We start from the raw sequence: 19505 nt of genomic DNA on the forward strand, positions 1-19505 counted from the left end.
TGGCCATCATGACACAAGCCGTTGGGCAAGCCCATGGGGCAGCCCCTGTGTCCTGGCGATGTGGGGTTGGACTGCCGAAGCCCGAGCGGGTTGCATCCAATCCAGGCGCACCCTTGTGGTGCCGGTAAAGCGCTTCCCATTGCCGCTCATCGGCCATGGCTATCGACGCCATGCATGGTGCAATGGTTGTCCTGCACGGGCCGACGTAGGACAATTGCCGGCTTCCAACCCCCTGTCAGCGACGTGCATGGCCTTTATCGCCCTCGGTATCAACCACAAGACCGCTTCGGTGGATGTTCGCGAGCGCGTGGCTTTTACTCCCGAGCAGCTCGTGGAGGCGTTGCAGCTGCTCTGCCGCGATACGCCGAGCCGCGAAGCGGCGATCCTGTCGACCTGCAACCGCAGCGAACTGTACCTCGAACAGGACGGCCCGGGCGTCGAAGCGGTGCTCGGCTGGCTGGCCGATTACCACCATGTAAGCGTCGAAGAGCTGCGCGCCTGCGCTTATATACATGAAGACGATGCGGCCGTTCGTCACATGATGCGGGTGGCCTCCGGGCTGGATTCCATGGTGCTCGGCGAGCCGCAGATTCTCGGCCAGATGAAGTCCGCCTTTGCCGTGGCCCGTGAGGCCGGCACCCTCGGTCCGCTGCTCGGGCGTCTGTTCCAGGCCACCTTCAGCACCGCCAAGACCGTGCGTACCGATACCGCCATCGGCGAGAACCCGGTGTCGGTGGCCTTTGCCGCGGTCAGCCTGGCCAAGCAGATCTTCGCCGACCTGCACCGCAGCCAGGCGCTGCTGATCGGCGCCGGCGAGACCATCAGCCTGGTGGCCCGTCACCTGCATGACCAGGGCATCAAGCGCATCGTGGTCGCCAACCGCACCCTGGAGCGCGCCAGCAGCCTGGCCGAGCAGTTCGGCGCCCACGCCGTGCTGCTCTCCGACATTCCCCAGGAGCTGGTGCACAGCGATATCGTCATCAGCTCCACCGCCAGCCAGCTGCCGATCCTCGGTAAGGGCGCCGTGGAAAGCGCCCTCAAGCAGCGCAAGCACAAGCCGATCTTCATGGTCGACATCGCCGTGCCGCGGGACATCGAGCCCCAGGTCGGCGAGCTGGATGACGTCTACCTGTATACCGTCGACGATCTGCATGAAGTCATCGCCGAGAACCTCAAGAGCCGCCAGGGCGCGGCCCAGGCCGCCGAGGAACTGGTGGCCGCCGGCACCGAGGACTTCATGGCGCGTCTGCGTGAGCTGGCCGCGGTGGACGTGCTCAGGGCCTACCGCCAGCAGGCCGAACGGCTGCGCGACGATGAGCTGGCCCGCGCCCAGCGCATGCTCGCCAATGGCGCTGCCGCCGAAGAGGTGCTGGCCCAGCTGGCCCGTGGCCTGACCAACAAGCTGCTGCATGCGCCCAGCGTGCAGCTGAAGAAATTTTCCGCCACCGGGCGCGTCGATGCGCTGGGCGTGGCCCAGGAACTGTTCGCCCTCGACGAAGGCGCGTCGTCCACTAAAGGCATGCAATGAAAGCTTCGCTGATCAACAAACTCGATGTGCTGCACGACCGCTTCGAAGAGGTCACGGCGTTGCTTGGCGATGCCGAGGTGATCTCCAACCAGACCCAGTTCCGTGCCTATTCCAAGGAATACGCCGAGATCGAGCCGGTGATCATGGCGTTTCGCGAATTCCGCAAGGTGCAGGCCGACCTCGACGGCGCCCTGGCGCTGCTCAAGGACAGCGACCCGGACCTGCGCGAAATGGCCGAGGAAGAAGTCGCTACGGCGCGCGCCCGCCTGCTCGAGCTGGAAGACAGCCTGCAGCGCATGCTGCTGCCCAAGGACCCCAACGACGGCCGTAACGTGTTCCTCGAAGTGCGCGCCGGTACCGGCGGAGACGAGGCGGCGATCTTCGCCGGCGACCTGTTTCGCATGTACTCGCGCTATGCCGAGCGGCAGGGTTGGCGCGTCGAGGTGCTGTCGGCCAACGAAGGCGAGCATGGCGGTTTCAAGGAAGTGATTGCCCGGGTCGAGGGCGACAACGTATTCGGCAAGCTCAAGTTCGAGTCCGGTGCGCACCGCGTGCAGCGCGTGCCGGAAACCGAGTCCCAGGGGCGCATCCATACTTCCGCTTGTACCGTTGCCGTGCTGGCCGAGCCCGACGAGCAAATGGCCATCGAGATCAACCCGGCGGACCTGCGTGTCGATACCTACCGCTCCTCGGGGGCTGGTGGTCAGCACGTCAACACTACCGACTCGGCGATCCGTATCACCCATATCCCCACCGGCACCGTGGTCGAGTGCCAGGAAGAGCGCTCCCAGCACAAGAACCGCGCCAAGGCCATGGCCTGGCTGGCAGCCAAGCTCAAGGACCAGCAGGATGCGGCGGCCCACAAGGAAATTTCCGATACCCGCAAGCTGCTGGTCGGCTCCGGTGATCGCTCCGAGCGCATCCGCACCTACAACTTCCCGCAAGGGCGGGTGACCGACCACCGCATCAACCTGACCCTGTATTCCCTGGGCGAGGTGATCGCCGGTGGCGTCGATGCGGTGATCGAACCGCTGCTCGCCGAATACCAGGCCGATCAGCTGGCGGCACTGGGCGATTAAACAGCATTGCGGACGGATGACGCCTCGTGCATCCGTCCCCAGCGCGCACGGTGGATCGACAAGGCGCCGGCTACGTGCCCGACCCACCTGAGAAGATCAATATGGCCACCATCGAATTTCTGCTCGCCACCGCCCAGTTGCCCGACTCGCCGAGCCCTCGTGTCGACGTCGAGCTGTTGCTGGCCGCTGCCCTGGGCAAGCCGCGCAGCTACCTGCGTACCTGGGCAGACCGCGAAGTCGAAGCCGAGGCAGTCGCGCGTTTCGAAGCGGCACTGGCGCGCCGCCGCGAAGGCGAACCGGTGGCCTACATTCTCGGTCGTCAGGGCTTCTGGAGCCTGGACCTGGACGTCGCGCCCCATACCCTGATCCCCCGCCCGGATACCGAGCTGCTGGTGGAAACCTCGCTGGCGCTGCTGCCCGGTGGCCCGGCCAGGGTGCTGGATCTAGGTACCGGAACGGGCGCCATTGCGCTGGCGCTGGCCAGCGAACGGCCGGCCTGGCAGGTCACCGGTGTCGACCGGGTCGATGAAGCCGTGGCGCTGGCCGAGGGCAACCGTGCGCGACTGAGCCTGGCCAATGCCGCGTTCCGCTCGAGCCACTGGTTCGCGGCCCTGGGTGGCGAGCGCTATGGGCTGATCGTCAGCAATCCGCCCTATATCGCCAGTGACGACCATCACCTGGGCGAGGGCGATGTACGTTTCGAACCGAGCAGCGCCCTGGTATCAGGGGTCGATGGGCTCGACGATATCCGCCTGATCATCGACCAGGCGCCGGCGTATCTGGCGGCCCCTGGCTGGTTGCTGCTCGAACATGGTTTCGATCAGGCCCAAGCGGTGCGTGACTTGTTGAGCCAGCGCGGCTTCGTCGAGGTTCACAGCCGCCGTGATCTCGCCGATCATGAGCGCATCAGCCTGGGGCGATGGCCACATGAATGAACACTTGAGTGATGAGGAACTGCTGCGCTACAGCCGGCAGATTCTGCTTTCGCAGATCGATATACAAGGGCAGCTGCGCCTCAAGGGCAGCCGCGTGCTGATCGTCGGCCTCGGCGGCCTCGGTTCGCCGGCGGCCCTGTACCTGGGGGCGGCCGGCGTGGGTGAACTGCACCTGGCGGATTTCGATAGCGTCGATCTCAGCAACCTGCAACGGCAGATCGCCCACGACAGCGCGAGCATCGGCCAGAGCAAGGTCGACTCGGCGCTGGCGCGACTGGCCGCGCTCAACCCGGAGATCGTCCTGCGCGCCCATCGTCAGACGCTGGATGCCGACTCCCTGGCAGCGGCCGTGGCGGCGGTCGATCTGGTGCTCGACTGCTCCGACAACTTCTCCACCCGCGAAGCCGTCAATGCCGCCTGCGTTGCCGCGCGGCGGCCGCTGGTCAGTGGTGCGGCGATCCGCCTGGAAGGGCAGCTGTCGGTGTTCGACCCGCGCCGCGCGGACAGCCCCTGTTACCACTGCCTGTACGGCCATGGCAGTGAAGCCGAGCTGACCTGCAGCGAAGCCGGTGTGGCCGGGCCGCTGGTCGGCCTGGTCGGCAGCCTGCAGGCGCTGGAGGCATTGAAGCTGCTGGCCGGCTTTGGTGAGCCGCTGGTGGGGCGGTTGCTGCTCATCGATGCCTTCGGTTCGCGCTTCCGCGAGCTGCGGGTCAAGCGCGATCCCGGCTGCACCGTGTGCGGAAACCCTGTCCATGGCTGACGCGCCGATCGGAGTGTTCGATTCCGGCGTCGGCGGCCTTACGGTCTTGCGCGAGATCCGCGCGCTGCTGCCCGATGAAACGCTGCTGTATGTGGCTGACAGCGGCCATGTGCCCTACGGCGAAAAGAGCCCCGAATACATCCGTGAGCGCTGTCGGCTGATCGCCGCCTTTCTCCTGGCTCAAGGCGCCAAGGCGCTGGTGCTGGCGTGCAACACGGCTACGGTCGCCGGGGTGGGCGAATTGCGCACGCTCTACCCGCAGTTGCCCATTGTCGCCATGGAGCCAGCGGTAAAGCCGGCGGCAGCAGCGACCCGCTCCGGCGTGGTCGGCGTGCTGGCCACCACCGGCACCCTGAAAAGCGCGCGCTTCGCCGCGCTGCTCGACCAGTTCGCCAGCGATGTGCGGGTGGTTACCCAACCCTGTCCTGGGCTGGTCGAGTTGATCGAAGCAGGGGACCTGCACGACCCGGCGCTGCACGCGCTGTTGCGCGGTTATGTCGAGCCATTGCTGGCCGAAGGCTGCGACACGCTGATTCTCGGCTGCACCCACTATCCCTTTCTGAGGCCTCTGCTCGAACGGTGGCTGGATCCGTCGATCAGCCTGATCGACACCGGCGCGGCGGTCGCCCGGCAACTGCAGCGGTTGCTGGCCAGCCGCGAACTGCTGTCAGCCGGGCCGCGCGGCGCCGATCGCTTCTGGTGCAGCGGCGAGCCGCTGGCCATGCAGCGGGTGCTGCCGAACCTGTGGGGCAGTGCCGCGCCAGTAGAGCCGTTGGTGCCTGGGCAATGAGCCATTAAATATTTTTAGAACCAACGGAACTTGGCTAAAGTCTGTAACTGTAGTTTTCACCGCGCCGCACTTAAAAACTAAAAAGTCCCTATATACAAGGATGCTCCAATGAAGAAGCTGGTTGGCTTGGCCGCTGCAGTTGCGTTGTCTCTTGGATCGGTTACAGCCGCTCAGGCAACGGGTTTGACCTTTTCCGTGGGTCAGTCTGGCGACTCCACCATGGTTTATCGACTGGGTGCCCAGTTCGATTTCAACAGCCGTTGGTTCGAAAGCAGTGTCGGCCATCTGGGCGGTTACTGGGATGCCGGTTACACCTATTGGCAGGGTGATGACACCTCGACCAATCACAGTGTTTCCTTCGCCCCGGTATTCGTTTACGAGTTCGCCGGGCAAAACGTCAAACCCTACCTGGAAGCAGGTATCGGGGTGGCGGCATTTTCCAACACCAAGTTGGAATCCAATGACCTGGGTTCGTCGTTCCAGTTCGAAGACCGCATCGGTGCCGGCCTGCGTTTCGCCGGTGGCCATGAAGTGGGTATTCGCGCGATCCATTACTCCAACGCCGGCATCAAGAGCCCCAACGATGGCGTCGAGGCGTATTCGCTGCACTATCGCCTGAACTTCTAAGTTCGCGGCGGCAACAAAAAACCGGACTTCTGTCCGGTTTTTTTATGCATATTTTTCTGCATGTTCTTGCGTATGTATAACGCCTTCAGCGATAGATAGTGTTGATACCGCGGCGCTCTTCCAGACATTCCGGCGCGCCCATTTCGAACTCGCGGCAGATCAATGGGCGTACTTCATAGATGGTGCAGCGCATGCTGTCGCGATCCAGCGCGGCGCACCAGCCGTCGTCGAGGCGGCGCATCACTTCGCCGCCCCATTCGTCATTGTCGATGAAGCGCTCGGGCACGCCGGTATCGGTGATCAGCATGACTTCCAGCTGGCAGCAACAAGCCGCGCAGGTGCTGCAACTGACCTGTTCGTGGATCTGGGTGTGGGGAATTCGTTGGGTATCGCTCATTGGCCTAGTCTACGCCAGGCTCGGCGGCGCCAAGCAAACCTTACATCGGGCGGGCGGCGTAGAGCCGGGCGAAGCCGTGCAGCAGCGGCAGCACGCTGGCCCAGATCAGCGCCACCAGCGCCAGTGTGGCAGCCTCGCCATGGGGCAGGCGCACCAGGCCGAGCCAGGTGCTGGCGCCGTAGGAGAGCAGGGCGAAGCAGGCGCCGACAAGGCTGGCGCGCCACCAGGGTTTGGCCGTCCAGGCCAGGCAGTGGTAGAGGGTGGTGCCCACCAGCAGCCAGACAAGCGCCTGCCACAGTGGAATCAGCTGACGCGCTTCACCGAAGTCGAAGAAACCCAACTGCAGCAGAAAGCTGTCCACGGCACAGCCGAACAGGAATGCGCTCACCAGCAGCTTGCCCTCGCGCTGCCAGCTGCCGATGCGCATCAGGTGCACCAGCAGCACCAGGGCGACCGTCCACAGCCATTGGCCACCGCCGAGCAGGCATGCGAGCCAGCCGAGGAAAAACAGCAGAGCATTGAGCGAATGTCTGGGCATCAAGAGGATCCGGTCAGGTGCCTGGCTGCGAAAAGCCGCCGATGTTGCCTGGGTCATGCAGGCGCATGCAAGCCAGCGGCGTGTCAGCAGATGTCCCGCCCGGCCCGGACTCGGCCAGGCCGTGGCCGACGCCGCTGCTGGCGCCGGTCAGTAACCGCCGAGCGTGCTCATGCCGGTTGGCTGGCCGACGGCAGATTCTTGAACGCCTCCAGCGCCCGCTGGCGGCTGGCCCGCAGGTCGACGATCGGCGCCGGGTAGTTCACGCCAGCGCCGAACAGACTCCCTTGCCCCTTGCTGCCGGCATGGGGGTCGTGGATCGCCTTATCGCCGAGCGCGGCCAGCTCGGGCAGCCATTGGCGAATGAAGCGGCCCTGCGGATCGAAGCGCTGCGACTGGCTGATCGGGTTGAAGATACGGAAGTAGGGTACCGAGTCGGTGCCGGTCGAAGCGCTCCACTGCCAGCCGCCGTTGTTGGCCGCCAGGTCGCCGTCGATCAGGTGGCGCATGAAGAAGCGCTCGCCCTCGCGCCAGTCGATCAACAGATTCTTGGTCAGGTACATGGCCACCACCATGCGCAGGCGGTTGTGCATCCAGCCGGTGGCCAGCATCTGGCGCATGGCCGCGTCGATGATCGGAATGCCGGTGCGGCCTTCCTGCCAGGCTTGAAGATCCTTGCCGGCATTGCGCCAGGGCAGCGCTTCGGTTTCCGGGCGGAAGGCACGGCCCATGGAAACGCGCGGGTAGCCGACCAGAATATGGCTGTAGAACTCACGCCAGATCAGCTCGTTGATCCAGGTGACCGCGCCCTGGCTGCCGCTTTCGAATTCGCCAGCGTTGGCGTTCAGCGCCGCATGCAGGCACTGGCGCGGCGACAGCACGCCAGCGGCCAGGTAGGCCGAGAGCTGGCTGGTACCGGGGCGAATGGGGAAGTCGCGGTTATCGTGATAATCCTCGATCCACTCATCGGCAAAGCGCTGCAGGCGCTCCCTGGCGGCCTGCTCGCCAGCAGGCCAGGCGTCGCGCAGCGCCTGGCCTGGGCTGTCGAAGCCGGGCACCTGTTGCGGAACCGGGTCGGCGGCAATCTGCAGCGCGCTCTGCGCGCCGGGTAACGCCTGCAGGGCGGGTAGCGCCGTGTGCAGGCGCTGATAGCAGACGCCACGGAACTGGCTGTAGACCTTGAAGTAGGTGCCGGTGCGGGTCAGCACGCTGCCCGGCTTGAACAGCAGGCGGTCGAAATGGCCATGGAAGCCAGTGTCGAGAGCCTCCAGCGCGGCGGCCACGGCCTGGTCGCGGCGGCTTTCGTTGACCCCATACTCGTCATTTACATGCACGGCTGAGGCACCCAGTTCCTGGGCCAGATTGCCGATTACCTGTGGTGCGGCATTCCAGTCATCGGCCTCACGCACCAGCAGCGGTACGTTGAGGCGCTGCAGCTCGCGGCTCAGCTCGGCCAGGTTGCGCAGCCAGAAGTCCACCTTGCACGGGGCGTCGTCGTGCAGCTGCCACTGGCGCGGGCTGAGCAGGAATACAGCGGCCGTGGGACCGGCCTGCATGGCGGCGGCGAGCGCGCTGTTATCGGTAATTCGCAGGTCGGTGCGAAACCACATCAGTTGCAGCATGAGAGGTCCTATTCGAGCAGATGGCGATCTGCGAGGGTTTGCAGCGCGGCCAGCGGGTCGGCGACCACGCTGACGTCGGCTCCGGCGGGAGCATGGGCGATGAGTTGCTCGGCCTCGTGCTGATCCTCGATACCGATCAGCAGACACGGCACGCCATGGTCGCGGAGCCAGTGCTGCAGCGAAGACTGCGCACTGGTGTTGGAGTCCGACTCGCAGAACAGCAGCAGGGCGCGCGGCTTGCGACGCCTGATGGCCAGGGGCAGTTCGCTGATCGGGATGGGCCCGTCGAAGGCATCCACCGGGCAGCCCGCGGTGCCGATCAGCCAGGCACACAACCACAACTGCGGCGACATCGGTGCCTGGCACAGGTTGATGAGCATCAACGGCTGGCCGTGGTGCTGGCGATTGTCGTGATAGACCCGCGCACCGAGCTTGCTGCGCAGCCAGCTGTGCAGAAACAGCCGTTCGGTGGTGGCGCCGGCTTGTTGTGGCCAGCGCGCCTCGAGCGTCACCAGCACGGGCAGCAGCAGATATTGGCAGAGGATCTGCACCGGGTAGAGCGCCAGCTCCGCGTTGAAGCGCTCGTCCAGCTGGCGCTCGTCCAGCGCATGGATGGCCTCGCACAGGCGGTCGCGTTTCTCCTGCCATTGCGATGCCTGGTCGGCAGGCAGCGGCTGGTCGGCGCGCAGCAGGCTCTTTACCTGGCCAACCGAGACGCCGCGATTGAGCCAGCCGAGCACCGTCTTGATGGTCTGCACCTGTTCGGGGGAATAAAGCCGGTGGCCCTTGGCGGTGCGGTGCGGCACGATCAGGCCGTAGCGGCGCTCCCAGGCGCGCAGCGTGACCGGGTTGACCCCGGTGATGCTGGCCACGTCGCGAATCGGCAGGTAGCCGGCGGCAACCAGTTGCTGGGTGGTGCCGGTCCCCGGCTCAGGAGAGGTCGGCCCGCTCATAGTGCGTTTCGCAGGCTGAGGTTCTCCGGGTGCGGCTGCAGGTAGACCTGCTGGGCGACATAGCGATCCGGGTGTTGCCGGAAGTGGTGCTTGAGCAGGGTGAGGGGCACCACCAGCGGGACGATGCCCTTGCGATACTGGCTGATCAGCTGCTGCATTTCCTGCTTCTCTTCACGGCTCAGGGCCCCCTTGAGGTAGCCGCTCAGGTGCTGCAGCACGTTGCTGTGGGTGCCGCGGGTGGCACAGCGCTTGAGCGCGATCATCAGCTCGGCGATGTACTGCGTGGCCAGGGCCGCAAGATCCCCGGACAGGTCACCCAGCAGCCGCCCCAGGCGCTTGTAGCGCAGCGGGTCGGTGGCCATCAGCAGGTACTTGTGGCGGGCATGGAATTCGATCAGCTTGCCGCGGGTCAGGCCGGATTCGCACAGCGCCTGCCACTGGGCATAGGTGAATACACGGGTCAGGAAGTTTTCGCGCAGCACCGGGTCGTTGAGCCGGCCTTCCTCTTCGATGGGCAGGTTCGGGTGACGCTGGGTCAGCACGCGGGTGAAGATGCCGCGGCCCTTCGGCTCGCTCGGATGGCCGTTGTCCTGGTAGACCTTGACGCGCTCCAGGCCGCAGGACGGCGATTGCTGCATGACGATATAACCGCTGATCGCTGGCAGCTCGGCCGCTACCTGTTCACCGTAGGCCGCCAGTGCAGCGGTGTGATCCTGATCGGGGTGCACGGTGCCGATGGCGCGCGGTGCGCCGGGGTCGCCAACCAGGCGGATGGGCTCGCGGGGCGTACCCAGGCCGATGGCGACTTCGGGGCAGTAGGGGACGAACTCGAAGTACTGGCTCAATTGATCCAGGCACAGCCTCGAAGCCTTGTGCCCGCCGTTGTAGCGAACTTCGGCACCCAGCAGGCAAGCGCTGACGCCGAGCATGGGTTTCACAGGGTGGAACTGGCTGACGGGCATGGCACACCTTCGAAAATGACCTTGTACAAGGATTTATTTCTGTACAGGGTTATTTCATCTTAAGCCTCATCTTGTACAAGTCAAATTTCGTGTACAGGATTTCCTTCATGGTGCCGCGCCAGGCGCGGCCGGTTCAACGCCAACCCATGTGCCACTGCTCGGCATCCTGCAGAACCCGCCAGTCCAGGCGCTGACAGCGCTTGCTGAGCACCGCCTGCAATTCGATCTGCAGCACCGTACCGTCCTCGTCGCAGAACAGTTCGGTGACCAGAAAGTGCTTCTCGCGGTTCTGCGGCCGGGCTGCCGTCCATTTCGACAGCAGTAGCTTGCGCGGGGTCAGGCGATGCTTGGCGCCGTTCATTGGTTATGGGCGATCAATTTGCGGGCCGCCTCCTGGCCGCTCAGCCAGGCACCTTCCACACGGCCGGACAGGCACCAGTCACCGCACACGTAGAGGCCCAGGTCGGCGTCTGCCAGCGCGCCCAGCTGATGGGCGGCAGATGGCCGCGCATACAGCCAGCGATGAGCGAGACTGAACACCGGCGCCGGTACCGCGCAGCCGATCATCTCGGCGAACGCGCCATGCAGGTGTTCGATTACCTGCTCCTTGCTCAGATCCAGATGCTGGCGGCTCCAGCTGCTGCTGGCGTGCAGCACCCAGGTGTCGGGTGTTGCATCGCGGCCTGGCTTGCTGCGGTTGCGCGCAGTCCAGTCGAGCACCTCGTCCTGCACGAAGCAGCCCTCTACCGGCGTTTGCAACGGCTCTGCAAAGGCCAATGCCACTGCCCAGGTCGGCTCCATGCTGACGCCTGCCACGGTGCCGGCCAGTTTCGGCGCAGTGGCCAGCAGGGCGCTGGCCTGGGGGGCGGGTGTGGCGATGATCACCTGGGCAAACGGGCCATGACTTTCGCCGTCGGCATCGAGCAGGTGCCAGTGCCGTTCACCGCGGAACACCTCGGTGATGCGGCAGGAGAACTTCACCGGCAGGGCACCAAGCATGGCCCGGGTGATGGCGCTCATGCGTGGCGTGCCGACCCAGCGCACCTGCTCGTCGGCCGACGGGCTGAGCACGCCATTGGCGAATTGATAGAGGCTCGGCGTCCATTGCTCGACCCAGCCACGGGCTTGCCACTGGGCGACGGCCGCGGCGAAACGGCGGTCGCGGGCGGTGAAATACTGGGCGCCGAGATCCAGAGCGCCAGCGTCGCTGCGCTTGCTGGCCATGCGGCCGCCGCTGCCGCGGCTCTTGTCGAACAATTGCACCGGGTAGCCGGCGGCGTGTAGCGCCTCGGCGGCGGACAGGCCGGCGATACCGGTGCCGATGATGGCGATGGGGGTTGTACTGGTCATGGTTACCTCACCTGCTGTCGAGTCGCCGTGACTGCCTGTCGTCGACTCGCTGGGCCCCAGGCTACGCCTCGAGTATCGCTCATACAACGTACAGACCATGTATAAGCTTATGTCCGTGTTCGGCAGTATCTGCAGCCAGGGCATCTACTCTTCAGAATAGGTGCGCTCGGCAATAGTTTCCCGCGTTTCCGTCGGCTGACGGTACGCGGGCGGATTGTCCTTGAGCAAGGTTGCGCAAGGCGTGTCGAACCCGGAGATACAGCATAACGAGGAGTCTGCCATGCATATCCTGATTACTGGCGGTACCGGCCTGATTGGTCGGGCGCTCTGTCACCAGTGGGCCGAACAGGGCCATCAACTGACCGTGTGGAGCCGGCGCCCCGAACAGGTGCCGGTGCTTTGCGGAACCCGGGTGCGTGGCGTCTCCCGCCTCGAAGAGGTTGGCGACGAGCCGCTCGACGCAGTGGTCAATCTGGCTGGTGCGCCTATCGCGGATCGCCCATGGAGCAAGGCGCGCAAGCAACTGCTGTGGGAGAGCCGCATCGGCCTGACCGAGCGCTTGCTGGCCTGGCTGCAGACTCGCGAGCATAAACCGGCGGTGCTGCTATCCGGTTCGGCAGTGGGCTGGTACGGCGACAGTGGCGAGCATATCGTCGATGAGCAGGCTGCCCCAGGCGTCGATTTCGCCGCGCAGCTGTGCATCGCGTGGGAAGAAACCGCTCTGCAGGCCGAGGCCTTGGGCATACGCGTGGTACTGCTCCGCACCGGCCTGGTACTGGCCAAGGACGGCGGTCTGCTCAAACGCATGGCCACGCCATTTCGCTTCGGCCTGGGCGGGCGTATCGGCAGTGGACGCCAGTGGATGCCGTGGATTCATATCGCCGACCAAATCGCCCTGATTGATTTTCTGTTACAGCACGAGCAGGCGCGCGGTCCTTATAATGCCTGCGCGCCGCACCCGGTGCGCAACGCCGAGTTCGCCAGCGAGCTTGGCCATGCCGTGCACCGGCCGGCCATCGTGCCCTTGCCGGGCTTCGCCTTGCGCGCCGGCCTGGGCGAGATGTCGCTGCTGCTGCTGGGCGGCCAGCATGCGTTGCCGGTCAGGGCGCAGCAAGCGGGTTTCGAATTTCGCTTCACCCACCTGGACGTGGCGCTGGTCGACCTGCTGAGCCTCCACTAACACTTGCGCGCGGTCCGGGTGGATCGGACCGCGACACCTTCAAGGGATATTGCATGACCGATCACGCCTTACTGCTGGTCAACCTCGGCTCGCCGGCGTCCACCGAGGTCGCCGATGTGCGCAGTTATCTCAACCAGTTCTTGATGGATCCCTATGTGGTTGACCTGCCCTGGCCATTGCGCCGGCTGCTGGTGGCGCTGATTCTGGTCCGTCGCCCGGCACAATCGGCGCATGCCTACGCGTCCATCTGGTGGCCGGACGGCTCGCCGCTGATCGTGCTCGGCAAGCGCCTGCAGGCGGCGATGAAAAGCCAGTGGACCCAGGGGCCGGTGGAGTTGGCCATGCGCTACGGCGAGCCGTCGCTGGATACCGTGCTCACGCGCCTGGCAGGGCAGGGCATCACCCAGGTGACCCTGGCGCCGCTGTACCCGCAGTTCGCCGACAGCACCACCACCACGGTGATCGAGGAAGCCAAGCGCGTGGTGCGCGAGCGCAAGCTGCCGATCCGCTTCGCCATCCTGCCGCCGTTCTTCCAGGACCCCGACTATATCGAAGCCCTGGCCGACAGCGCGCGGCCGTACCTGGAAAAGGATTTCGACCACCTGCTGCTGAGCTTCCACGGCTTGCCCGAGCGGCACCTGCGCAAGCTCGACCCGAGCAATCATTGCCTGCGTGGGCCGGACTGCTGCCGCACGGCGTCGCCACAGGTGCTCGCCACCTGCTACCGCGCCCAGTGCATGCGCAGCGCGGAAGCCTTCGCCACGCGCATGGGCCTGCGGCCGGAGCAATGGTCGGTGTCCTTCCAGTCGCGCCTGGGCAGGGACAAGTGGATCGAGCCCTACACCGAGATGCGCCTCGACGAGCTGGCTGCCCAGGGCGTGAAAAAGCTGCTGGTGATGTGCCCGGCGTTCGTGGCCGATTGCATCGAGACGCTCGAGGAGATCGGTGATCGCGGCCGTGAGCAGTTCATCGAGGCGGGTGGCGAAAGCCTGGAGCTGGTGCCCTGCCTGAACGACCATCCGAGCTGGGTGGCAGCGCTCAAGCGGCTTTGCGAGCGAGCCCCACAGAGCGTGTAAAAAAATGCCCGGTCAGAACCGGGCATTTTTCTTTCTCTCTCAGATGTCGGGCGCTTCGTCGGCGCTTTTCTTCTTCCAGCCGTCATTACCGGGCAGGATCAGGTTCAGGGCAATGGCGACGATGGCGCACAGGGCGATGCCCTTGAGGCCGAAGTCATCGGGGCCGTCGCCGGTGCCGATCAGCACGCCACCGATACCGAACACCAGGGTCACCGAGACGATCACCAGGTTGCGCGCTTCGCTGAGGTCGACGCTGTGGCGGATCAGGGTGTTCATGCCCACCGCGGCGATGGAGCCGAACAGCAGGCAGAGGATGCCGCCCATGACCGGCACCGGAATGCTCTGCAGGATGGCGCCGAACTTGCCGATGAAGGCCAGGGTGATGGCGAAGATCGCCGCCCAGGTCATGATCTTCGGGTTGTAGGCCTTGGTCAGCATCACCGCGCCGGTAACTTCTGCGTAGGTGGTGTTGGGCGGGCCGCCGAACAGCCCGGCTGCCGAGGTGGCCAGGCCGTCGCCGAGCAGGGTGCGGTGCAGGCCGGGCGTCTTCAGGTAGTTCTTGCCGGTCACGCTGCCCACGGCGATCACCCCGCCGATGTGCTCGATGGCTGGCGCAAGGGCCACCGGCACGATGAACAGGATCGCCTGCCAGTTGAACGCCGGTGCGGTGAACGCCGGCACGGCCAGCCAGGGCGCGGTGGCCACGTGGCCGAGATCCAGCGCCCCAAAGTAGATCGACAGGACGAAGCCCACCAGGATGCCGGAGATGATCGGCACCAGGCGGAAGATGCCGCGGCCGAACACGGCGACGATCAGGGTGGTCAGCAGGGTCGGCATGGAAATCCACATCGCCGTGCTGTAGGGCAGCAGCACGCTGCCGTCACCGGCCTTGCCCATCGCCATGTTGGCGGCGATCGGTGCCATGGCCAGGCCGATGGAGATGATCACCGGGCCGATCACCACCGGCGGTAGCAGGCGGTCGATGAAGCCGGTGCCCTTGATCTTCACGGCGAGGCCGAGAAAGGTGTAGACGAAGCCGGCCGCGACCACGCCGCCCATGGTCTCCGCCAGGCCGAACTGGCCCTTGGCGAGAATGATCGGGGTGATGAACGCGAAGCTCGAGGCCAGGAACACCGGCACCTGGCGGCCGGTAACGATCTGGAACAGCAGGGTGCCAAGGCCCGCGGTGAACAGCGCCACGTTGGGATCCAGGCCGGTGATCAACGGCATCAGCACCAGCGCGCCAAAGGCCACGAAGAGCATCTGCGCGCCGGACAGCACCTGCCGCCACAACGGATCGTTGAATTCGTCGTGCATCGATCAGGCGTCCTTCTGCTTGGTGCCGAAGATCTTGTCGCCGGCGTCACCGAGGCCCGGGATGATGTAGCCGTGTTCGTTGAGGCGCTGGTCGATGGACGCGGTGTAGATCTGCACATCGGGGTGCGCTTCGTTCACCGCCTTGATGCCCTCCGGTGCGGCAACCAGCACCATGGCGCGGATTTCCTTGCAGCCGGCCTTCTTCAGCAGGTCGATAGTGGCGACCATGGAGCTGCCGGTGGCGAGCATCGGGTCGATGATCATCGCCAGGCGCTCGTTGATTTCCGGCACCAGTTTTTCCAGGTAGGTATGCGCCTGCAGGGTTTCCTCGTTGCGGGCCACGCCAACGGCACTGACCTTGGCGCCCGGGATCAGGCTGAGCACGCCGTCGAGCATGCCGATGCCGGCACGCAGGATAGGCACCACGGTGATCTTCTTGCCGGAGATCTTCTCGACCTGCACGGGGCCGGCCCAGCCAGCGATCTCGTAGGTTTCCAGGCGCAGATCCTTGGTCGCCTCGTAAGTGAGCAGGGCGCCCACTTCCTGGGCCAGTTCGCGGAAGTTCTTGGTACTGATATCCGCGCGGCGCATGAGGCCGATCTTGTGGCGAATCAGCGGATGGCGGATCTCGAGGACGGGCATTGCGGGGTCTCCGGCAAAAATGGGCAAAAAACACGCTAGATTAAAGCATTGCGTTGCAAGATGGGGGCTGCGCCGGGGGAACTTTTTACTTTTGCCGAGCAACGGCTGTGCCACCGGTCGAGTGCCAGCACCGGCGCTTGCACCGCGCCGGGCGGATGCGTAACGTTGCCGCCTTTTTCTTACCCGGTGATCAGCGCCTGCACCGGGGCCATCCATGCAGCGGGTCGTGCACCCGCCAATGAGGACACGATATGCCTGCCGATCTCGCCCACATCCGCCAGGTGATGGCCGAAGCCGACTGCCTGTACAGCGAAGCCGACGTGGAAGCCGCCATCACCCGCGTCGCCGCGGCCATCAACGCCGACCTGGCCGAGCGCAATCCGGTGGTGTTCTGCGTAATGAACGGCGGCCTGATCTTCTCCGGCAAGCTGCTGACCCAGCTCGATTTCCCACTGGAAGCCAGCTACCTGCACGCCAGCCGCTACCGCAACCAGACCAGCGGCGGTGAGCTGTTCTGGAAGGCCAAGCCGGAAGTGTCGTTCATCGACCGCGACGTGCTGATCATCGATGACATCCTCGATGAGGGACACACCCTGGGCGCGATCATCGATTTCTGCCACCACGCCGGTGCCAGCAACGTGCATACCGCGGTGCTGATCGACAAGGATCACGACCGCAAGGCGCGGCCGGACCTGAAGGCCGACTATGTGGGTCTGCCGTGCATCGACCGCTACATATTCGGCTACGGCATGGACTACAAGGGTTACTGGCGCAACGCGCCGGGCATCTACGCGGTCAAGGGGCTCTGAGAATCTGTTCACTGTCTTTATAGGCGACATGAGAGAGACCGCTACAAGGCAAAAACAGACATCCAGCGAACTCGTGGGAGCGGCTTTAGCCGCGAGGTTTCTAGGGCTGCTCGCTCCACACGCTTTGCGTATGAATGCCTTTTTGGAAACGCTGCGTGCGCTGTGGTTTGCCGGAGTTACCGCGTTGCCCTTACGTTCGGTTCCGCTCTGTCGAGCGGGTTTCTTTTGGCATCGCCCGGATGGCCGGCCCAGCCAAAAGAAACCAAAAGGTCTAGCCCCGGCATCCGGCCCCAGCTTCGCTGGGGTTCCCGCGCTCCATCATTGTTCCGGGGGGCCGACCTAGGCGGCCCCCCGCGAAGGGCCGTCCCTGGCCCATCGCGGCTCTCGCGACATCCATGTCGCTCAAGGCTGCCCGCCCGGCCCTCTCCACAACGATTCCGCTCGGCCTCCTGAAGGGGCGATTGATGTCGCCTGTTAATTTTGTGGCATGAGGAGCACCAAAAAGGCAAAGCGACTGACCGCTTGCGCCACTTTTTGCAGGCGAAATGTCGTGAACAGGTTCCAAGCCCTTCGGCTGGCCGGCGCGCGGCTCAGGCGTCGCCTGGCCAGCCTTCACAGATCGCCCTTGCCTGGGCTAGATCACGGGCGTAACTGAGGCGCCCGTGGGAGCGTTGCAGGTCTGCGCGGCGCAGCTTCAGGCGCAATGACGGTGAGGCGCCGCTGACGATCAGCGCGATGCCGTGGCGGCGATACTCCAGCACGATGCCTTGCAGGGCCGCCAGCGCGGTCATGTCGAGCATCGGCACCGCACTGACATCCAGAATCACCACGCGGATATGCGGGTCGAGCCGGCGCAGGGTTTCCAGCGTGCGCTGCGCCGCCCCAAAGAACAGTGGTCCACGGATGGCCAGCGCCAGCACGTGCTCGGGCAGGTCGTTGAGCGCCTGATGGCTGTGCCGGGGCAGGCGCCGGGTATCGGTCAGCTCGCTCATGCGCTTGATGAACAGCCCGGCCGCCAGCAACAGGCCGACACCCACCGCCAGCACCATGTCGAACAGCACCGTCAGCGAGAGGCAGGTCAGCAGCACCAGCACGTCGCTGCGCGGCGCGATGCGCAGGGTGTGGGCCACGTGGTGGGCTTCGCTCATGTTCCAGGCCACCATCAGCAGCAGGGCGGCCAGCGCCGCCATCGGCAGGTAGCTGAACAGCGGCGCGAGAAACACGATGGCCACCAGCACCACGCCGGCATGGATGATCGCCGCCAGCGGTGAGCAGGCTCCGGCCCGTACATTGGTGGCGCTGCGCGCGATAGCGGCGGTGGCGGTGATGCCGCCGAACAGGGGCGCGACCAGGTTGCCGATGCCCTGGCCGAGCAATTCCGCGTTGGGATCGTGCTTGCTGCCGGTCATGCCGTCGGCCACCACCGCGCAGAGCAGCGACTCGATGGCGCCGAGCATGGCAATGGCGAAGGCGGGCGCCAGCAGTTGGCGGATCAGCTCGAACGACAGCACCAGTGGCTGGCCATCGGCGCCCGGCAGTTGCCAGGGCCAGGCGAAGGTCGGCAGAAAGGGCGGAATGCCCGGGTAGCTGATGCCGTCGACACTGTAGCTAAAGCGCTCACCCAGGGTCGCCACCGGCAAACCACCCCGTTCCAGCGCCAACCCCAGCAGCGCCCCGACCGTCAGCGCCACCAGATGCCCGGGAACCCGCGGCACCAGCCGCGGCCACAACAGCAGCACGCCAAGGCAGGCCAGGGCCACCAGGCTGTCGCCGGGCTGGATGCCGGGTAAAGCCTGCCAGAGCATCTGCACCTGCTGCACGTAGTGGCTCGGCTGCCCGGCCAGCTGCAGGCCAAGCAGATCCTTGAGTTGCAGGGTGGCGATGACGATACCGATGCCGGCGGTGAAGCCAAGGGTGACCGGGTAGGGCACGAATTCGATCAGCCGCCCTGCCTTGAGCAGCCCCAGGGCGATCAGGATCAGCCCGGCCATCAGCGTGCACAGCAGCAGGCCGCCGATGCCGAACTGCCCGGTGATCGGCAGCAGGATCACCACGAAGGCGGCGGTAGGGCCGGAAATATTGAAGCGCGAGCCACCGCACAGGGCGATCAGCGGGGCGGCGACCAGCACCGTGTAGAGACCGTGTTGCGGCGCCACGCCGACGGCGATCGCCAGGGCCATGGCCAGGGGAATGGCGATGATGCCCACCGTGAGTCCGGCGGCCAGGTCGCCGCGCAGGCTGGCCCAGGAGTAGCCACTACGCAGGCTCTGGCGGCAAGCGGCGAACAGGGTAGGCATGGTGGCGCTTCCTGGAGGAGTGCCGCCAGTATAGAGCGGCGCCAGGCGCTTGGGTGTTGACCTATGTCGGCTGGTGACGGAGGCGCGGCGGTGTTACAAAGACCGGCTGCAGTCGCTAATCGCGTGGTGCGTTGAGCGGCTGCAGCGCCGGCGTTACACTGCCGGCCCCGTGTATTCTGGTTGGCTGGAGCGAGCGATGCGTAAAGACAAGAAGCAGGTGATTGGCGACGACATCAGTGATGAGCAGATCAAGCTGTTTCTCGCCGTGGAACCGGCCGATGCCACACCGCCGTCGCTGCACAAACTGGTGAAAGCCTACCGCGGCCTGCGCGACCACGACTTCGAGCGTTTCGTGGGGTTCTTCGTCGAGGCCGGTTACGACCTGGATGCCAAGGACGCCGACGGCAATGACTTTATCGCCCTGATCCAGGATCAGCGCAATGCCGAGGCCTATATCCAGGCGGTCAAAGCCGCCCGCGGCTGAGGCTGGGCACAACAAAAACTACCTGCGTTGCCATCGCAGCGTTGAAAGCAGGCTCGAAATGCTCATTTACAGCTCGTAAACTCCGCTTTCTCGCCTGCTTTCGCCTTGCGCTGCCTGCCTCGGCAACGTTTTTGAAGGTGCCCCCCATATCGGCGGCTAGCG

The 19505-nt window shown here is 65.1% G+C and carries 20 protein-coding genes; 10 read left to right on the forward strand and 10 right to left on the reverse strand.

Annotated features, from left to right (window positions below; genetic code table 11):
• Positions 1-247 precede the first annotated feature (247 nt).
• The 6 genes from hemA (at position 248) to BM154_RS08845 (ending at position 5719) form a co-directional block, all read left to right on the forward strand.
• On the forward strand, positions 248-1528 hold the full coding sequence (hemA, locus tag BM154_RS08820) for a glutamyl-tRNA reductase (RefSeq protein ID WP_074882500.1): 1281 nt from the start codon (positions 248-250) through the stop codon (positions 1526-1528).
• The gene (prfA, locus tag BM154_RS08825) at positions 1525-2607 is read left to right on the forward strand and encodes a peptide chain release factor 1 (RefSeq protein WP_074882501.1); all 1083 of its coding nucleotides are present in this window, start codon (positions 1525-1527) and stop codon (positions 2605-2607) included. The genes hemA and prfA overlap by 4 nt, the downstream gene beginning before the upstream one ends.
• A 101-nt stretch (positions 2608-2708) precedes the next feature.
• On the forward strand, positions 2709-3542 hold the full coding sequence (gene prmC / locus BM154_RS08830; RefSeq protein ID WP_074882502.1) for a peptide chain release factor N(5)-glutamine methyltransferase: 834 nt from the start codon (positions 2709-2711) through the stop codon (positions 3540-3542).
• Entirely contained in the window at positions 3535-4302 is a 768-nt protein-coding gene (locus tag BM154_RS08835; protein ID WP_074882503.1) for a molybdopterin-synthase adenylyltransferase MoeB, read from the forward strand. Before prmC ends, BM154_RS08835 begins: the two co-directional genes overlap by 8 nt.
• Positions 4295-5092: a glutamate racemase gene (murI, locus tag BM154_RS08840; RefSeq protein ID WP_074882504.1), complete on the forward strand. Its 798-nt coding sequence runs from the start codon at positions 4295-4297 to the stop codon at positions 5090-5092. Before BM154_RS08835 ends, murI begins: the two co-directional genes overlap by 8 nt.
• A gap of 108 nt (positions 5093-5200) precedes the next feature.
• Entirely contained in the window at positions 5201-5719 is a 519-nt protein-coding gene (locus BM154_RS08845) for an acyloxyacyl hydrolase (protein WP_074882505.1), read from the forward strand.
• 85 nt (positions 5720-5804) lie between these two features.
• Here the strand turns inward: BM154_RS08845 and BM154_RS08850 are convergent, their stop codons facing one another.
• From BM154_RS08850 to BM154_RS08880, 7 genes are all read right to left on the reverse strand, one after another.
• Positions 5805-6116 (reverse strand): YkgJ family cysteine cluster protein, encoded by a 312-nt coding sequence (locus tag BM154_RS08850; RefSeq protein WP_074882506.1) that lies wholly within the window; start codon positions 6114-6116, stop codon positions 5805-5807.
• A 40-nt stretch (positions 6117-6156) separates the two neighbouring features.
• Complete coding sequence (locus tag BM154_RS08855) at positions 6157-6654, reverse strand: DUF2878 domain-containing protein (RefSeq protein ID WP_074882507.1); 498 nt, start codon at positions 6652-6654, stop codon at positions 6157-6159.
• A 167-nt stretch (positions 6655-6821) separates the two neighbouring features.
• Positions 6822-8270 carry a deoxyribodipyrimidine photo-lyase gene (gene phrB / locus BM154_RS08860; RefSeq protein ID WP_074885210.1) on the reverse strand — a complete coding sequence of 483 codons (1449 nt, stop codon included), beginning with the start codon at positions 8268-8270 and terminating at the stop codon, positions 6822-6824.
• A gap of 11 nt (positions 8271-8281) precedes the next feature.
• Entirely contained in the window at positions 8282-9226 is a 945-nt protein-coding gene (locus tag BM154_RS08865) for a MerR family transcriptional regulator (RefSeq protein ID WP_074882508.1), read from the reverse strand.
• Positions 9223-10188 carry a YbgA family protein gene (locus tag BM154_RS08870; protein WP_074882509.1) on the reverse strand — a complete coding sequence of 322 codons (966 nt, stop codon included), beginning with the start codon at positions 10186-10188 and terminating at the stop codon, positions 9223-9225. Before BM154_RS08870 ends, BM154_RS08865 begins: the two co-directional genes overlap by 4 nt.
• Before the next feature lie 133 nt (positions 10189-10321).
• Positions 10322-10549, reverse strand: a complete 228-nt coding sequence (locus tag BM154_RS08875) for a TIGR02450 family Trp-rich protein (RefSeq protein ID WP_074882510.1) — start codon at positions 10547-10549, stop codon at positions 10322-10324.
• Positions 10546-11538, reverse strand: a complete 993-nt coding sequence (locus BM154_RS08880) for an NAD(P)/FAD-dependent oxidoreductase (RefSeq protein ID WP_074882511.1) — start codon at positions 11536-11538, stop codon at positions 10546-10548. Before BM154_RS08880 ends, BM154_RS08875 begins: the two co-directional genes overlap by 4 nt.
• A gap of 280 nt (positions 11539-11818) precedes the next feature.
• On the opposite strand from BM154_RS08880, the gene BM154_RS08885 reads away from it, so the two are divergent.
• Positions 11819-12718: a TIGR01777 family oxidoreductase gene (locus BM154_RS08885; protein WP_074882512.1), complete on the forward strand. Its 900-nt coding sequence runs from the start codon at positions 11819-11821 to the stop codon at positions 12716-12718.
• Between the two features lie 53 nt (positions 12719-12771).
• Positions 12772-13794: a ferrochelatase gene (gene hemH, locus BM154_RS08890; protein ID WP_074882513.1), complete on the forward strand. Its 1023-nt coding sequence runs from the start codon at positions 12772-12774 to the stop codon at positions 13792-13794.
• A 39-nt stretch (positions 13795-13833) separates the two neighbouring features.
• Here the strand turns inward: hemH and BM154_RS08895 are convergent, their stop codons facing one another.
• The gene (locus BM154_RS08895; protein ID WP_074882514.1) at positions 13834-15111 is read right to left on the reverse strand and encodes a uracil-xanthine permease family protein; all 1278 of its coding nucleotides are present in this window, start codon (positions 15109-15111) and stop codon (positions 13834-13836) included.
• A gap of 3 nt (positions 15112-15114) precedes the next feature.
• Positions 15115-15753: a uracil phosphoribosyltransferase gene (gene upp / locus BM154_RS08900; RefSeq protein WP_074882515.1), complete on the reverse strand. Its 639-nt coding sequence runs from the start codon at positions 15751-15753 to the stop codon at positions 15115-15117.
• Between the two features lie 251 nt (positions 15754-16004).
• On the opposite strand from upp, the gene BM154_RS08905 reads away from it, so the two are divergent.
• Positions 16005-16562, forward strand: coding sequence for a hypoxanthine-guanine phosphoribosyltransferase (locus tag BM154_RS08905; protein WP_074882516.1), 558 nt, complete (start codon positions 16005-16007; stop codon positions 16560-16562).
• 590 nt (positions 16563-17152) lie between these two features.
• On the opposite strand, the gene dauA is transcribed toward BM154_RS08905, so the two are convergent.
• Positions 17153-18859: a C4-dicarboxylic acid transporter DauA gene (gene dauA / locus BM154_RS08910; RefSeq protein WP_074882517.1), complete on the reverse strand. Its 1707-nt coding sequence runs from the start codon at positions 18857-18859 to the stop codon at positions 17153-17155.
• 196 nt (positions 18860-19055) lie between these two features.
• Here dauA and BM154_RS08915 point away from each other — a divergent pair, with 196 nt between their 5' ends.
• Positions 19056-19343: a PA4642 family protein gene (locus BM154_RS08915; protein WP_074882518.1), complete on the forward strand. Its 288-nt coding sequence runs from the start codon at positions 19056-19058 to the stop codon at positions 19341-19343.
• The last annotated feature ends 162 nt before the right edge of the window (positions 19344-19505 follow it).

This window comes from Phytopseudomonas argentinensis, assembly GCF_900113905.1.
GTDB classification, from domain to species: Bacteria; Pseudomonadota; Gammaproteobacteria; order Pseudomonadales; family Pseudomonadaceae; genus Aquipseudomonas; species Aquipseudomonas argentinensis.

Coding starts and splice junctions, on each gene's coding strand:
- murI (WP_074882504.1), top strand. CDS start 4,295: ATGGCTGACGCGCCGATCGGAGTGTTCGATTCCGGCGTCGGCGGCCTT.
- hemA (WP_074882500.1), top strand. CDS start 248: ATGGCCTTTATCGCCCTCGGTATCAACCACAAGACCGCTTCGGTGGAT.
- BM154_RS08865 (WP_074882508.1), bottom strand. CDS start 9,226: ATGAGCGGGCCGACCTCTCCTGAGCCGGGGACCGGCACCACCCAGCAA.
- BM154_RS08850 (WP_074882506.1), bottom strand. CDS start 6,116: ATGAGCGATACCCAACGAATTCCCCACACCCAGATCCACGAACAGGTC.
- BM154_RS08885 (WP_074882512.1), top strand. CDS start 11,819: ATGCATATCCTGATTACTGGCGGTACCGGCCTGATTGGTCGGGCGCTC.
- BM154_RS08835 (WP_074882503.1), top strand. CDS start 3,535: ATGAATGAACACTTGAGTGATGAGGAACTGCTGCGCTACAGCCGGCAG.
- BM154_RS08870 (WP_074882509.1), bottom strand. CDS start 10,188: ATGCCCGTCAGCCAGTTCCACCCTGTGAAACCCATGCTCGGCGTCAGC.
- BM154_RS08875 (WP_074882510.1), bottom strand. CDS start 10,549: ATGAACGGCGCCAAGCATCGCCTGACCCCGCGCAAGCTACTGCTGTCG.
- BM154_RS08895 (WP_074882514.1), bottom strand. CDS start 15,111: ATGCACGACGAATTCAACGATCCGTTGTGGCGGCAGGTGCTGTCCGGC.
- BM154_RS08915 (WP_074882518.1), top strand. CDS start 19,056: ATGCGTAAAGACAAGAAGCAGGTGATTGGCGACGACATCAGTGATGAG.
- BM154_RS08845 (WP_074882505.1), top strand. CDS start 5,201: ATGAAGAAGCTGGTTGGCTTGGCCGCTGCAGTTGCGTTGTCTCTTGGA.
- hemH (WP_074882513.1), top strand. CDS start 12,772: ATGACCGATCACGCCTTACTGCTGGTCAACCTCGGCTCGCCGGCGTCC.
- dauA (WP_074882517.1), bottom strand. CDS start 18,859: ATGCCTACCCTGTTCGCCGCTTGCCGCCAGAGCCTGCGTAGTGGCTAC.
- BM154_RS08880 (WP_074882511.1), bottom strand. CDS start 11,538: ATGACCAGTACAACCCCCATCGCCATCATCGGCACCGGTATCGCCGGC.
- BM154_RS08905 (WP_074882516.1), top strand. CDS start 16,005: ATGCCTGCCGATCTCGCCCACATCCGCCAGGTGATGGCCGAAGCCGAC.
- BM154_RS08855 (WP_074882507.1), bottom strand. CDS start 6,654: ATGCCCAGACATTCGCTCAATGCTCTGCTGTTTTTCCTCGGCTGGCTC.
- prfA (WP_074882501.1), top strand. CDS start 1,525: ATGAAAGCTTCGCTGATCAACAAACTCGATGTGCTGCACGACCGCTTC.
- prmC (WP_074882502.1), top strand. CDS start 2,709: ATGGCCACCATCGAATTTCTGCTCGCCACCGCCCAGTTGCCCGACTCG.
- upp (WP_074882515.1), bottom strand. CDS start 15,753: ATGCCCGTCCTCGAGATCCGCCATCCGCTGATTCGCCACAAGATCGGC.